Genomic DNA, 14153 nt, shown 5'->3' with positions numbered 1-14153 from the left:
TCGAGCGGGCCGATCGAAGGTGGTCAGGCGGCAACCGCAGCGGCCTTGACCGCGTGGCTGACCTCCGATCGCAGCGCGTTGTAGTCGCTCGAGTTGCGGAGTTCGTCGTAGTCGACGTGACCGCGCGGCAGATCCACCTTCAGGTCGAGCGCGACCTTGCCGGGCCGTTTGGTGAGCACCACGATCCGCGAACCCAGGAACACCGCTTCGTCGGCGCTGTGGGTGACGAATACCGATGTGCGGCCGGTGTCCGTGCTCACGGACCGGACATCTTCCTGCAACCGCTCACGGGTCAGGGCGTCCAGAGCCGCAAACGGCTCGTCGAGCAGGAACAGTGGATTCTCCGCCGCCAGTGCCCTGGCAATGGCGACGCGCTGTTGCTGGCCTCCCGAGATCTCCCAGATGCGACGTTCCGCCGTACCTTCGAGCCCGACCCGTTCGAGCAATTCATCCCGCCGGGTGGTCCGCTCGGACTTCGCCACACCGGCGTACTTCAACGCCAGGTCGACGTTGCCGCCCACCGTCCGCCACGGGAACAGCCGTGGCTGTTGGAACACCACCCCGGCCGATTCTCCCGGGACCGGGGCGCGCCCGAGCACCTCGACCGCACCCGCAGTGGGTTGTTCGAAGCCGGCGATCAGTCGCAGCAACGTGCTCTTGCCACACCCCGAGGCCCCGACCAGCACCAGGAACTCCCCGGCCGGGACGTCAAGGGACACCGGACCCACTGCGGTCACCGCATCGGGACCGCTGCCGTAGCGGTGCTCCACGGTGTCGAGCCGGACCGCGCTCACCGACCGGTCATCACTGGTCGAGGGCACCTGGCAGGCCTTCCACGTAGATCGCCTGCTGCAACTCTTCCAGAGTCGGCGCTTTCTCGATCTGCTTCTGCGCCGCGAGGAACTCGGCCGCGCTGAGCAGGTTGTTCGCGAGGTTGCCCGCCGCGCCGGGTGTACCCAGCCACTGCGGCGACGCGATCTGTGCAGGGGTCAGGAACACGCCCTGCTTGAGCTGGCCGAGGGCTTCGTCGGCGCTGATGCCGAGTTCTTGTCCGACGAATCCCGCGGCGGCCGCGGGATCGTTGTTGATCAGGTCCAGCGCCCGGGCCTGCACCTTACGCCAGGCGTCGACCGCCGCGGGGTCGTCGGAGATCAGCTGGTTCGACACCACACCGAGGTCCAGGGTGGGGTTGCCGGATTCACCGATCGCCCGGCTCGTGACCAGGTCCTTACCGGTCTTGCGAAGCTCATCGAGGGTCGGCAGCCAGGTGTAGGCGGCATCGATGTCACCACGTTCCCAGGCCGCGAGGATGGCCTGGGGTTGCAGGTCGACGATCTTGACGTCGTCGGCCGACAGTCCGGCCTGTTCCAGTGCGACGAGCAGACTGTAGTGCGCTGTCGACGCCAGTGCGGTGCCGATGGTCTTACCCTTCAGTTCGGCAACACTGTTGATGTTGGTCCCGTCGCGTACCACGAGGGCTTCGTTGTCCCCGGCGACGTCGAGCACGAACGCCACCTTGTATTCGATCGGTGAGGTCCCGGACAGGCCTCTGGCGACCGGGCTCGATCCGATGGCGCCGATGTCGATCGAGTTGGCGATGAAGGCCTGGTTGATCGTGGCGCCGGACTCGAACTTGGTCCATTCGATGGTGTAGTCCGGCAGGGCCTCTTCGAGCCACCTCTGATTCTTGACGATCAGGTCTCCGCTGGGGAACGACTGGTAGCCGATGGTGATCGTCTTGCCGCCGTCGCTGTCGTCGGAGCAGGCGGTGAGACCGAGCGTGAGGGCCAGGGCGGACAGCGCGGCGACGAACGTGACCCGTCGCCGGTGTAGGCGAGCAGATATGAGGGAGCGACTCATGGGAGTGGGGGGTTCTTTCTCTAGTGGGACTCGACGTTGCACAAACAGGGGGTACGAAAGAAATCGGTGGGCGACCGCGATCAGACCCGGCCGCGCCAGGGGACGGTCTTGCGCTCGATGAGCTGGAGCAGTCCGTCGATGATCAGCCCGGAGGCTCCGATGGCGATGATCCCGACCAGGACCACCGGCGTGTTGTTGTAATTGGATGCGTCCCTGACCATTCCGCCGATGCCGGGAAGTCCGTTGACGAGTTCTGCCGCGACGAGCGACGAGTACGCAACGCCGACCGCGAGGCGGATACCGGTGAACGTCTCCGGCAGTGCCGATGGGACCACCACGTCCTTGATGACGTCGAACTTGCTTGCACCCAGCGCTTTCGCGGCCTCGACCAGACCTTGCGGCGCCGCCAGGACGGCCGATGTGGTCGCCACCGCAACCGGCGGGAAGGCGGCGATCGCCAGCAGCGTGATCTTGGGTTCCTCGTTGATGCCGAGCCAGATGATCAGCAAGGAGAAGTAGGCCAGTGGCGGCAACGTGCGCAGGAAGGTGATCCAGGGTTCGAACAACGCACGAATCTTGCCGAAGGTACCCATCAGCAGGCCGAAGGCAATTCCCACCAGGATGCCGATGGCGATGCCGTAACCGATCCGCTCGAGGCTGATCAGCAGGTGTTCCCACAGGTACTTGCCGGCGTATCCCCGCACACCGTCAGTGGTGGTCGAGGTCTTCACGAAGGCGTCCCACACCGCGGACGGGGGCGGCACCAGCGTCTCGTTCCACAGCTTCAGACCGACCACGAGCTGCCAGAGCGCGACGAACACGACCAGGGACAGCAACGGCAGTCCGACCCGCGACAGCAACGGCCGAACACGCGTCCCCCGACGGCGGGAGAGCGGCGCATCCGGGCCGGCGGTTTCCGACGGCTTCTCGATGGCGGGAACTACGGACACTGCGGACCCCTGGTGACTGATGGAGAGGGAATGACACCGAAGGCTCCCGAGCGGACGGCCTACGGAAAGATGCTCACCGACAACAGTTCTGCGACTCGAGGCGGCAGAGGTCCACCGAGAGCATGCGCACCGGGGTTGTCATGAACACCGCGTCACGTTAGCCCAGCAATTCCCCCGCCCGCGGCGTTGGATTTGGTCCGGGTTCAATCCTTTACCGGTAAGTTCATAGCTGGTATGTGGCAGGCGGTCGCCTTCTGCCATCGCAGCTTCGTGTTACATAATCGTTAGCTCGTCGGATCGCGAGCTGTGTCGCCAGACGATCACGTCCGTTGGACGATTGTCAGGCGACCGACAACCATTGCCAGAGGGCACGAGGGAGCAAGTGATGGAGCGGGACAGCACCGGGACCGAGCAGGTCGAACAAGTGCTCGGGGGTGTCAATCAGCATGCGGGCAGCTTCCGCTTCCTCATCGAAGCGCAGCAGTGGTTCTGGTCCGACGAGGTCGCCGCGATCCACGGCTACGGCCCCGGCGAGGTCACCCCGACCACTGAACTACTGCTGTCCCACAAACACCCCGAAGACCGTCAACGCGTCGAGCACGTCGTCCACGAACTTCTCGAGGGCAAGGCGTTCAGCAGCCGCCATCGCATCATCGACCGCGCCGGCAGGGTTCGTCACGTACTCGTGATCGGCGACCGGATGACCGACCCATCCGGAAAGCTGATCGGCACCGAAGGGTTCTATGTGGACCTTACAGAGGCACATAAAACAGAGTTGAAAGAAACGATGGACGCCGCGGTCAAGGATTTCGCGGCGTCCCGGGCGGTGATCGAGCAGGCCAAGGGCATGTTGATGCTCACCTACGCCATCTCTGATGATCGGGCGTTCGAGGTGCTGACCTGGCGTTCACAGCAGACCAACACCAAACTTCGCGCGCTGGCCCAGAGCATCGTCGATGCAGCGGTCGGAGCGGTTCCGGTCAGCGACGAAAGCCGTCGCGCATTCGACCATCTGCTGCTCACCGCGCACCAGCGGGAGGGGTCTGCGCTCAACGGCAGCTGACGAACCGGCCGAGGAGTGCCAGGATGGTCTGGTGACTTCATCAACCGAGACCGCTGCCGCCACCGAATCGCCGGATCCCCGGTCCGGAATCGACCTGCGCTGGGTCGATGATTCCGTGCGGCCCCAAGACGACCTGTTCGAACACGTGAACGGCGTGTGGTTACGCGACCACGTGATCCCCGACGACCGGGCCGTGGACGGCGCCTTCCATGTGCTCCGCGATCGCGCCGAGGAAAACGTCCGCGACCTGATCACCGAGTGTGCCGAGTCCTCGCCGGAACCCGGCAGTGACGCCCAGAAGATCGGCGACCTGTACGCCAGCTTCATGGACGAGGAACGGATCAACTCACTCGGCATCGAACCGATCCGGGCCGATCTGGCGGCGCTGTCCGAAGCAGCAGACCGCACCGAGCTGGCCCGCCTGATCGGCGCGCAGCAGCGCCGGGGCATCGGCGGCCTGCTGGGCTACTACGTCGACACCGACGCCAAGGCATCCGATCGCTATCTCGTCCACATCACACAGTCCGGGCTCGGACTACCCGACGAATCGTATTATCGCGAAGAGAACCACGCCGAGTCGCTCGCCGCATACCGCGAACACGTCGCAAAGATGTTCCGGCTGGCCGGTTTCGACGACCCCGAAGGTGCCGCCGCGACCGTCGTCGACCTCGAGACGGCGATCGCCGCGCAGCACTGGGACGTTGTCCGCCGCCGCGACGCCGACCTCACCTACAACTTGCGCACATTGGCGGAATTCAAGTCCGAGGCAACCGGTTTCGATCTCGATGCCTGGACCGCGGGATTGAGCACCCCGGCCGAGGAAACATTCGGCGAAGTGGTCGTCGGACAGCCTTCGTTCGTCTCCGGCGTCGCGGCGCTCTTCGCCGAGCGCGACCTGGCCGAGTGGAAACTCTGGGCACAATGGCGGTTGCTGCATTCGGCGGCGCCGTATCTGTCCGACGAGTTCGTGGCCGAGAACTTCGCGTTCTACGGCAAGACCCTCACCGGCTCCGAGGTCATCCGCGACCGCTGGAAGCGCGGTGTGGGCCTGGTCGAACAGGGCCTCGGATTCGCCGTCGGCAAACTGTATGTCGCCAAGCATTTTCCACCCCAGGCCAAGGCCCGGATGGACGAGCTCATCGAGAATCTGGTGAAGGCCTACCGCCGCAACATCACCGACCTGGATTGGATGAGCCCGGCGACCCGCGAGAAGGCGCTCGTCAAACTGGAGAAGTTCACCCCCAAAATTGGCTATCCGGCGACGTGGCGGGACTACTTGTCGCTGACCATCGAGCGCGATGACCTGTTCGGGAACATCGCTCGGGCAAGCGCTTTCGAGGAGGATCGGGAGTTCGCGAAGATCGGCGAGCCGGTGGACCACGACGAATGGTTCATGACGCCGCAGACCGTCAACGCCTATTACAACCCGGGAATGAACGAGATCGTCTTCCCGGCCGCGATCCTGCAGCCGCCCTTCTTCGATCCCGAGGCCGACGATGCCGCGAACTACGGTGGGATCGGCGCGGTGATCGGGCACGAGATCGGCCACGGTTTTGACGACCAGGGCGCCAAGTACGACGGTGACGGCAACCTGATCGACTGGTGGACCGACGCCGACCGCGCCGAGTTCGGCACCCGCACAAAGAAACTCATCGAGCAGTACAGCCACTTCACACCCAAGGGCCTCGACGAGAAGTACAAGGTCAACGGCGAGTTCACCATCGGCGAGAACATCGGCGACCTCGGCGGTCTGTCCATCTCGCTGGTCGCCTATCAGATCGCGCTCGACGGCAAGTCCGCGCCGGTGATCGACGGACTGACCGGCCTGCAGCGGGTGTTCTATGGGTGGGCACAGGTGTGGCGCACCAAGACTCGGGATGCCGAGGCGATCCGTCGGCTGTCCATCGATCCGCATTCACCGCCAGAGTTCCGCTGCAACGGCGTGATCAGCAACATCGATGCCTTCTATGAGGCGTTCGATGTCGGGGCCGCCGACGCCCTGTATCTCCCGGAACCTGAACGCGTCCACATCTGGTAGCGCTCCCCCACCCCGATGATGTGCCCTTTTGGCGGCTTCCACCTGCGGGTTTGTTCGCCAAAAGGCCACATCATCGGGGTCAGGGAGCGGTGAAGTCGGTGAGCCCGTCGGCGGGATCAACTGTTCCGCCGACGGTGTTCTGGACGACGACCGGGGCACCTTTGGGGGCATTCTCGAAAAACCATCGCGCGTCGTCGGTACTCACGTTGAGGCCACCACGCGAGACGTTGGTATTGCCTTGCTGGCCGACGGACCACGGCGCCGCATGCAGGAATATGCCACTGTTCGACAACCGCGTCGCGTACTCGACATAGGTGCGGTAGCCACCCGGCGAATCGACCGGCACGCCGTACGTGGAGGAGTCCAGGTACATGTCGGCGAACCGCTCACCGACCGTGTAGACGCCGTTGGGTGTCGGATTCTCGTTGGCGCCCATGGATGTCGGGATGGTGCGTGCCGTCGTGCCGTCGACGGACACCGTGATGGTGTGGGTGTTGTCGTCGGCCGTTGCGACCCATTCCTCTCCGACGGAAAACCCTGCGGCCGCACTTCCGGCCTGCACCTTGACCTTGGTTCCGGCCGGCCAGAATCCGGCCGGCTTCCAGCGCAGCTCTCTGTTGCCCACCCAGCGGTAGGCGCCGTCGACCTCGGGTTCGGTGGACACCCGGATCGCCTTCTCGGCGGTCTCCCTGTCCCCGATCGCCGCCGTGAACGAGATGATGACCGGCTGGGCGATGCCGACGGTCTCACCGTCGACCGGATCGAGTACGGGAGTGGAGAAGTTGGCGCGCGCCAACGGCTGCTCATCGGACGGTTTGACTGCGCCGGGATCGGGCAATGGGATGCGCGGCGTGGACAACCCCGGAACATCCGGACCGCCCGGCCAGAGCGGATCGGCCTGCACCGACACGACCGAACCACCGGCGACCAGGGTGCCGCTGACAACGACCAGCACCACACGCCCTGCGAGGCGGCCACCGATGATGCCGAGCTGCATGCAACGTCCCTTTGATCATCGCCTGTGCAACAGAGCGTGCCCACTGCGCCGGAAACGGCGATCGGCGCCAGATTGCCCAAGATACGTCAGCGCGCAACCATTCATCACGAACTCCCCCGAGCACGACGGGATCGGTCGTCAGATGTCAGTGAAACCGCCGAATACGCTGGTAAGTGCCGTCAGAACGGACGACTACGACGGCCCGCCCTCAGCGCGAGAGGAAATCGAGAACCGCACCCTCGAACGCGGTCTTGGCCTCGATCATCACCCAGTGACCGCATTTGGGGAAGACATGCAGCTCGGCGTCGGGGATCAGCCGCATCGGCAGCATCGCCATGTCGGGAGGGCTGACCCGGTCATCGCGCCCCCAGGTCAGCAGCGTCGGACAGCTCACCTTGTGCATCATCGACCAGTACGGCGGGGTATCGGAGGCAGCCATGAACTGTTGCTGCATCTCGAATGCCGCCGAGCCGTACATCATCTGGGCGGTGGCCTGCGCGTCCGGATTGATCGCCGCCTCCCAGCGCTCCTCGATCAAGTCCTCGGTGATCAGGTCCCGGTCGTAGACCATTCCGGTCAGCCAGCGGATCAACTTCTCGCGGTCGGGCGCATCGGTGAACTCCTGTAGCAACCGCAGACCCTCGCTCGGACTGGGACTGAAGACATTGGGTCCAACACCACCGATGGTGACCAGCTTGCTCACCCGCTCCGGCTTCTTGATCGCCAGGTTGACGCCGACCACGCCGCCCATCGAATTGCCGATGATCGGCGCCGACTCGATACCGAGGGCGTCCATGAATCGGATCACCGACGAACCGGCGGTCAGGACCGGATGACCCTTGACCGGATCGCTGACCCCGAACCCCGGGAACTCCAGGACGTAGCAGTGGTGGGTCTGCGCGAAGACACCGATGTTGCCCCGGTAATTCCGCCAACCGGTGACACCCGGGCCCGACCCGTGGAGCAGGATCAGAGGTGGTCCCGACCCTGCCTCGTGATAGCGCAGCACGCCGGCATCGGTCGGTAGTTCTCGCTTGCTGGTCTCATATGTCACGTCCACCGAATCAGACTAGAACGTGTTCCAGTTTCATGTACCACTTGGGTGGTTTTCCACGGTTTCTGCGCCCAGAGATCGGTCGATCGCCTGCAACTGGACCACATCCACCGTCCGCAGGACCGACAGCGCGGATGACACCGCCAACTCGCAGGCGGTATCGATGCTCGCCCCCGCCACGATCACCGCGCGGTGGGCGACATCGAGGGTCATCCCGATCAGCATCGAGGCCAGGACGTCGACCCCGACACCGACGTGGTGCCCACGTTTGGAGAACGCAGCCCGGAGACGTTGCGCGAGTCTGGGTTCCAATGCGGCCGACAGTTGCCGCGCGGATTCACGGTGTTCCTCCCGGTTCGTCAGCAACACCCGGAACCCTTCTGGATTGCGGCGTGCGTATTCGAAGAGGACCTCCACCGAGTACCGGGTGTGGTCGCCGTAGGCCATCTCGTCGCCCTGGTCATAGGCGGCGAGTTTCCACCGGGTCAGCGTGCTCATCTCGCGATCTAGTACCGCGTCGACCAACGAATCCCGAGAACCGAAGTGCGCGTACAGCGTGACCCGGGACGTGCCCGCACGCTCGGCGATCATGTCCATGGTCGCCCGCCGGGCACCGACGTCGGCGATCACGGCCAGCGCAGCATCCATCAGCTCACTGTCGGTCGGCCGATTACGGGTGCTCCGAGTGATTTTGGACCGACTTGCGGCCGCGCGTGGCGTGTTCGACACAATCGGTTCCTCTACGGGTATACGGTTTTGTCTCAGCCTGCGGAGGCTGCCGCCTCATCATCGGGGCCGTCGACCAGACCGAAGTATGCGGCCTCAACCCTTTCACGCTGGGCACTGAGTTCGGCTGCGGGACCGGACAATGCCACCCGACCGTGGTGCAGCACGATCGCCGAATCCGCTATCGCAAGCGCGAGGTCGATGTGCTGCTCCACCAATACGATCGCCATCTGTTGTTCGTCGGCGATGGCGCGTAGTCGGGGCAGCAGATCCTTCACCGCGATCGGCGACAGTCCCAGGCTGAGTTCGTCGATGAGCAACACCTTGGGGCGGGGCAACAACGCCTTGGCCAGGGCCAGCATCTGCTGCTCGCCGCCGGAGAGGTTGCCGCACTTGCGTCCCCGCAAACCTTTGAGCTTCGGGAAGTATTCGAAGACGACGTCCACATCGGCGCCACCCTTGCGATGCGCCAGTCGAAGGTTGTCGGAGACCGAGAGCTTGTGGAAGACACCTCGATTGTCCGGCACCAGCGTGACGCCGCGCCTGGCGTTGCGTTCGATCCTCTTGTCCAACGGCTCCCCGAGCGCTGTGATGGTCCCCGCCATCACCGGCAACGCCCCGACCGCCGCGAGCAGCGTGGTGGTCTTGCCCGCCCCGTTCGGACCGAGCAGTGCCAGGATCTCACCCGCATGCACACGCGCATCGAGGTCCCGGACGGCGGGCACGCCGTCGTATCCGACGGTGATTCCCTCGATCGTCAGAACCGGTTGCGTAACAACACCTGTACTCATCCGGCGTCCCCTTTCTGCAGTCCGACGCCGGGTGCGCCGTCGAGATCGATGTCGGCCTCGGTGACCTCGGGGCTGCCGAGATACGCCGCGATGACCTCCGGGTTGTCCCGGATGTCCTGCGGTGCCCCGGAAGCGATGACCCGTCCGAAGTCCAGGACATACAGCCGGTCACACACTTCCAAGACCAGCGACATGTCGTGATCGATCAGCAGGATGCCGATCCCGGTCTCGGCGATCCGCCGCAGTTCGGCACCGAATGCCTTGCTCTCGTGGGTGTCGAGGCCGGCCGCCGGCTCATCGAGCAACACGAGCCGCGTGCCACCCACGAGCGCACGGGCCACACCCACCATCTTCTGCCGGCCCAGGGTCAATTCGCCCGGCCGTCGGTCGGCGACGTCGGTGAGCCCGACCATCGCCAGCGCCTCGCCGATCGTGGCCGCCGGTGGTTTCGACCCGGTGAACACGTCGGCGACCAGAGCTCGCAGCCCCGGACGTTGCACTGCGACAGCGAGGTTTTCGGCAACTGTCAGGTCCACGAACAATTCGCCGGCCTGCCAGGTGCGGGCCATTCCGGCACTGCGCCGGCGATGCGGACTCTGCTTCTCGATACGGGTCCCGGCCAGCGATACCTCGCCGATTGATCTGGTGAATCCGGTGACGGCATCGACGAACGTGGTCTTCCCGGCCCCGTTGGGCCCGATCAATCCGACGATCTCCCCGGCCTCGACCGAAAGGGCGATGTTGTCGTTTGCGACCACGCCGCCGTATCGCACCGAGAGATCACGGGCCTGCAGCAGCGACGTGGTGTTTTCAGCCGACATGAGAACTCGCTTTCGGTTCGGAGTTGTCGTTCGGGGGTGGTGGTGGCGACTGGGCCGGTGACGAGGTGCCGAACCTGGTCTTGATGTGCGTCACCGTCTCCTGCACGGCGCCGACGACCCCGACCGGGTTGAGCACGGCCATCAGCAGCAGGCTGCCTGCGGCAATGAGCTGGTAATACTGTCCGAGATCGAGTGTCTGGGTGAGGAATACGTATCCGACGCCGAGCGGACCGATGATGCCGGCGATGAATGCACCCCAGACCGAGGTGATACCGCCGACGTAAGTCATGGCCAGCAAGACCAGACCGACGATCACCGTGAACGACGCCGCCGACAACTGCCCGCGGCTGTAGCCGATGAGGCAACCACCGACACCGGCCAGGAAGGCGGACAGGGCGAACCCGAGCAACTTGGTCGCCGCGACGTTGATCCCCACCGACGCCGCCGCCCGTTCGTTGGAACGGACCGCGAGAAATGCGCGCCCGGTCGAACCCGCCATGAATCGCAGGACGATCAGCGTCAGCACCCCGACAACCACCAACACCATCATCGAGAATTCGATGGTCGTCAGTTCGGTCCCCTGTCGCACCGACAGGTCCCACCCGAAGAGCTTCGGATCCTCGATCAAGTTGCCCTCGAACGGCGTGATCGACGGGTTGTTGAAGATGAAGCTCTGAATGGCCAGGGCTGCAGCCAAAGTCACCACCGCGAGTTGCGCGCCTCGGATGCGCAGGGCCGGAACGCCGACGATCACACCCAGCGCGGTAGCCAGCAGCGCCGAGATCAGGATGCTGAACGGGAAGGGCACGCCCCAGTTGATGGTCACCTTCGACAACGCGAACCCGGCGGTACCGGCAAAGGCCATGCTGGCCAGTGAGATCTGCCCCAGATAGCCGGTGAGCAATACGAGCGACAGGGCGATGAGAGACAGGATCATCGAGGTCACGATTCCGAAACGCCAACTGCCCGAGGTCAACAGAACCGCGATCACCACTGCCGCGATCACCACGACGACAGGGATCGGGCGGATACGCGGAATGGTCACCGCCGGCATCTTCGCCTCCCCGAGCGAGCCGCGTGACGGGATCTTCCCACCGAGCAGGAACAGGGCAACGACCACGATGACGAACGGGACGGCGTCGCCGAGACCGGTCTGCGCCCAGCTCGGCCACCACTCGAGTGTGCCGGCCCACAGGATGACCGCCTGGAATGATCCGAGTACAAGCCCGGCCGCGCAGGCGATTCCGAACGATGTCAGGCGGCCGACGAGTGCGACGGCCAGGGCCGGGATGATGTAGAAGGTGTAGCTCGCCGAGTCCAATCCGATGGTGTAGGCACCCAGGACGACGATCAAACCGGACGCCGCGCCGCTGATGACCCAGACGATGGCAGCCAGTCGGTCCGGCGAGTATCCGGCGAGCCGGGCGGCGAGTTCGTCTTCGGCACCGGCCCGCGTGGCCACTCCGAGGGTGGTCAGCTGGAAGTATGCCCAGAACAGTCCCGCGATGACGATTGCGGTGGCCGCCAGCAGCAGGTCGCTGACATTGATGACCGCACCGGCGAGTTCAAAAGTCTTCTCGGGCAAGACCGGCAGCGCCATCAGTGAATCGGTCTCGAAGCGCAGGGACACCAGGGCCTGGATGAAGAGCATCAATCCGACCGAGGCGACCACCTGCGCCAGGACCGGGGCACGCCGCAGCGGCCGGAAGATCAGGAGATGGGCCAGCAGCGCCCAGATCGCCGCGGTGGCCACGCCGATGATGATCGCCGGGACCATCGCTGTCGGATCGTCCTCGCTACCCAGCGAGATACTGCCGATCGGCAGCACGAACGTGCCATCGGTACGCAGTGCGGCAACAACATACACCGCCCACAGGGCGATGGACCCCTGTGCGAAGTTGATGACTCCGGTCGCGGCGTAGATCCCGACGAGGGACGTCGCGAAGACCGAATAGATCGCACCGACAGATAGGCCGAGGAAAACGAACTGCAGAAACTGACTCATGAGACCGTGGCCACCTCACTCCCGCTCGTGTGATTCATGGGTGGGCGCCAGGGTGCGAACATGCGCACCGGACCGCCCGGGTTGTTGCGCCCGAAAAATCGCCCCACGCGGCGCTTGTGCGGGGGACGATTCGGGGGTGCGCCGCCCGGCCTCTGCCGCGCCGCACACCCCCGAATCTGTTGCGTTGTAACCCCGTTGCTAGCTGGCGCCGGGAATCATGGCCAGCGCCTGCGGGTTCGGCTGGATCAACCCGCCCCCGATGGGTTCGGTCTTCTTGTCACCGGTCACCTCGAAGACGAACATCTCCGTGGTGCAATTGGGGCTTGTCGCCTTACCGCAACTGAGCACCGGTCCCAGCCAGCTCTGGTAACCGTCGACGGCCTTCAGCGCGGCCAGAACAGTCGGTCCGGTGACCTCCGTCGGCGCGGCCGCACCCAGGGTCCTGGCGAAGTCGACGAAGGTGGCGAAGGTGCCGTATGCGTAGAAGCCCCCGTTGCCACCCGCCTCGTCGACGTATTCCTCTGTGATGTCGAGGTTTTCCTGCATCGGCGCCGGTGCCGAATCTTTGGCCGGTTCCAGCCAGATCGGCGAGTAGGTCTGCGCGCCGACCGCTTGTGCACCCATCGTGTCGATGAACTCGGTGCAGGCCGCCAGGAACATCGTGTTCTGGAAGCCGACACTGCGCAGCGACTGGGCCAGCTTGGTGCAGTTGGCATCGGTCTGCGACGTCAACAGGCCACCGACATCGGGATCACCCGAGTTGATGGTCGAGGCCAGTGCGGTGTAGTTCGGGTTGGTGGGCGAATAGTAGATGCTGCTCACCTCGAGACCGAGTTGCGCGCCAAGGGGTTTGAGAATTCGGTCGAATGTCTGATGCGCCGCGGCGACATCGACGTTCGCCAATGTCAGAGAGTTCTTTCCCTGCTGCTTCAGCGACTGCATGACACCGATCAGGAACGAGGCCTGCGGTGGCCCGAAGTAGACCCGATTCTCCGGCGACGAACCGGTGACCGAGTCGAACGGGATCTGGCCGACCATCGGGATACTCGCCGATTGCAGAATCGGCAGGGCCGCACTCGATGCCGCGTCGTATCCGTCTATCACCGCGACGACTCCGGCCTGCACGAGCTGATTGGCACAGCCGATGGTCGATTCCGGTGCCGTGACATCGACTGCGCAGTTCACGACCTCGATCGGGCGCCCGGCGATGCCGCCCAACTCGTTGTTGATGTAGTTGAGGGCGGCCTTCTGTCCGGTCTCGACACCCGGCTGGGTGATCGGGCCATTGGACGGGTTCAGGAAGCCGACCTTGATCGACTCACCCGCCGCCTTGATGCCGCTCTCCGACGGAGACGCACTGTTGTCGCTGTCGGAATCACTGTCGTCGCTACAGGAGACGACGGAAAAGACACACACCGCCGCAACAAATGCTGCCGCTATTCGGCCGGTTCTCTTGCGCATTTCAATGCCTTTCCCGGCGGTGAGTGGTCGCAATGGATATGCGTCGACAACATCGATCCGCGAGTGGCGAGTGGCGATGTTCAGGCGCACCTTTGATCCCGGCCAGACCCTCCGAGTTACACGGGGTTGCAACCGAATAGCGTTCTTGCCATCCGTCGTGCCCATCCCGGGTGTGATCTGGGCCACTCGAAAAGTAGCCCCTGCCTTACAGGCGTGTCAAGGTGCAGTTCGGACGTTGATCCGTCGATGTGAATCAACCCGAAATGGTCACGACCCTGCATAGAATGCCGAGCTCAGCGGGTAGGAGCGGGCATATTCTTGTAATTCGCTTGGAACACTAAATGTCGTAGCCCGTAGGGCTTACTTTTGTGAGCCGAACGATCACAG

General features: G+C 64.3%; 12 protein-coding genes. 2 read left to right on the top strand and 10 right to left on the bottom strand.

Annotated features, from left to right (window positions below; all coding sequences use genetic code 11):
• Positions 1-23: 23 nt before the first annotated feature.
• The 3 genes from AC51GR_RS00270 to AC51GR_RS00260 form a co-directional block, all read right to left on the bottom strand.
• Positions 24-821, bottom strand: coding sequence for an ABC transporter ATP-binding protein (locus AC51GR_RS00270; protein ID WP_496322627.1), 798 nt, complete (start codon positions 819-821; stop codon positions 24-26).
• Complete coding sequence (locus AC51GR_RS00265) at positions 805-1860, bottom strand: taurine ABC transporter substrate-binding protein (RefSeq protein ID WP_496322626.1); 1056 nt, start codon at positions 1858-1860, stop codon at positions 805-807. The genes AC51GR_RS00270 and AC51GR_RS00265 overlap by 17 nt, the downstream gene beginning before the upstream one ends.
• 80 nt (positions 1861-1940) lie before the next feature.
• Positions 1941-2810 (bottom strand): ABC transporter permease, encoded by an 870-nt coding sequence (locus AC51GR_RS00260; RefSeq protein ID WP_496322625.1) that lies wholly within the window; start codon positions 2808-2810, stop codon positions 1941-1943.
• 385 nt (positions 2811-3195) lie between these two features.
• Here AC51GR_RS00260 and AC51GR_RS00255 point away from each other — a divergent pair, with 385 nt between their 5' ends.
• Both AC51GR_RS00255 and AC51GR_RS00250 read left to right on the top strand, forming a co-directional pair.
• Positions 3196-3873 carry a PAS and ANTAR domain-containing protein gene (locus AC51GR_RS00255; protein ID WP_496322624.1) on the top strand — a complete coding sequence of 226 codons (678 nt, stop codon included), beginning with the start codon at positions 3196-3198 and terminating at the stop codon, positions 3871-3873.
• Between the two features lie 31 nt (positions 3874-3904).
• Positions 3905-5911 carry a M13 family metallopeptidase gene (locus AC51GR_RS00250; protein WP_496322623.1) on the top strand — a complete coding sequence of 669 codons (2007 nt, stop codon included), beginning with the start codon at positions 3905-3907 and terminating at the stop codon, positions 5909-5911.
• 79 nt (positions 5912-5990) lie between these two features.
• On the opposite strand, the gene AC51GR_RS00245 is transcribed toward AC51GR_RS00250, so the two are convergent.
• The 7 genes from AC51GR_RS00245 to AC51GR_RS00215 all read right to left on the bottom strand — a co-directional run bounded on the left by AC51GR_RS00245 (position 5991) and on the right by AC51GR_RS00215 (position 13766).
• Positions 5991-6908: a L,D-transpeptidase gene (locus AC51GR_RS00245; protein ID WP_496322622.1), complete on the bottom strand. Its 918-nt coding sequence runs from the start codon at positions 6906-6908 to the stop codon at positions 5991-5993.
• Between the two features lie 208 nt (positions 6909-7116).
• Positions 7117-7968, bottom strand: coding sequence for an alpha/beta fold hydrolase (locus AC51GR_RS00240; RefSeq protein ID WP_496322621.1), 852 nt, complete (start codon positions 7966-7968; stop codon positions 7117-7119).
• Positions 7969-7995: 27 nt separating this feature from the next.
• Positions 7996-8610, bottom strand: a complete 615-nt coding sequence (locus tag AC51GR_RS00235) for a TetR/AcrR family transcriptional regulator (RefSeq protein WP_496322620.1) — start codon at positions 8608-8610, stop codon at positions 7996-7998.
• A 113-nt stretch (positions 8611-8723) separates the two neighbouring features.
• Positions 8724-9479 (bottom strand): ABC transporter ATP-binding protein, encoded by a 756-nt coding sequence (locus AC51GR_RS00230; RefSeq protein ID WP_496322619.1) that lies wholly within the window; start codon positions 9477-9479, stop codon positions 8724-8726.
• Positions 9476-10300, bottom strand: coding sequence for an ABC transporter ATP-binding protein (locus AC51GR_RS00225; protein WP_496322618.1), 825 nt, complete (start codon positions 10298-10300; stop codon positions 9476-9478). The genes AC51GR_RS00230 and AC51GR_RS00225 overlap by 4 nt, the downstream gene beginning before the upstream one ends.
• Entirely contained in the window at positions 10290-12305 is a 2016-nt protein-coding gene (locus AC51GR_RS00220) for an ABC transporter permease (RefSeq protein ID WP_496322617.1), read from the bottom strand. Before AC51GR_RS00220 ends, AC51GR_RS00225 begins: the two co-directional genes overlap by 11 nt.
• 198 nt (positions 12306-12503) lie before the next feature.
• Positions 12504-13766, bottom strand: coding sequence for an ABC transporter substrate-binding protein (locus AC51GR_RS00215; protein ID WP_496322616.1), 1263 nt, complete (start codon positions 13764-13766; stop codon positions 12504-12506).
• Positions 13767-14153: the final 387 nt, after the last annotated feature.

It is taken from the genome of Williamsia sp. z71, from assembly GCF_059553375.1.
The sequence above is the reverse complement of the archived record's forward strand: the minus strand, read 5'-3'. Positions and strand labels throughout refer to the sequence as shown.

What these genes read in the sequence shown, in the direction of transcription:
- AC51GR_RS00265 (WP_496322626.1), bottom strand. Translation starts at nt 1,860, where the DNA reads ATGAGTCGCTCCCTCATATCTGCTCGCCTACACCGGCGACGGGTCACG.
- AC51GR_RS00255 (WP_496322624.1), top strand. Translation starts at nt 3,196, where the DNA reads ATGGAGCGGGACAGCACCGGGACCGAGCAGGTCGAACAAGTGCTCGGG.
- AC51GR_RS00245 (WP_496322622.1), bottom strand. Translation starts at nt 6,908, where the DNA reads ATGCAGCTCGGCATCATCGGTGGCCGCCTCGCAGGGCGTGTGGTGCTG.
- AC51GR_RS00235 (WP_496322620.1), bottom strand. Translation starts at nt 8,610, where the DNA reads ATGGATGCTGCGCTGGCCGTGATCGCCGACGTCGGTGCCCGGCGGGCG.
- AC51GR_RS00230 (WP_496322619.1), bottom strand. Translation starts at nt 9,479, where the DNA reads ATGAGTACAGGTGTTGTTACGCAACCGGTTCTGACGATCGAGGGAATC.
- AC51GR_RS00225 (WP_496322618.1), bottom strand. Translation starts at nt 10,300, where the DNA reads ATGTCGGCTGAAAACACCACGTCGCTGCTGCAGGCCCGTGATCTCTCG.
- AC51GR_RS00220 (WP_496322617.1), bottom strand. Translation starts at nt 12,305, where the DNA reads ATGAGTCAGTTTCTGCAGTTCGTTTTCCTCGGCCTATCTGTCGGTGCG.
- AC51GR_RS00215 (WP_496322616.1), bottom strand. Translation starts at nt 13,766, where the DNA reads ATGCGCAAGAGAACCGGCCGAATAGCGGCAGCATTTGTTGCGGCGGTG.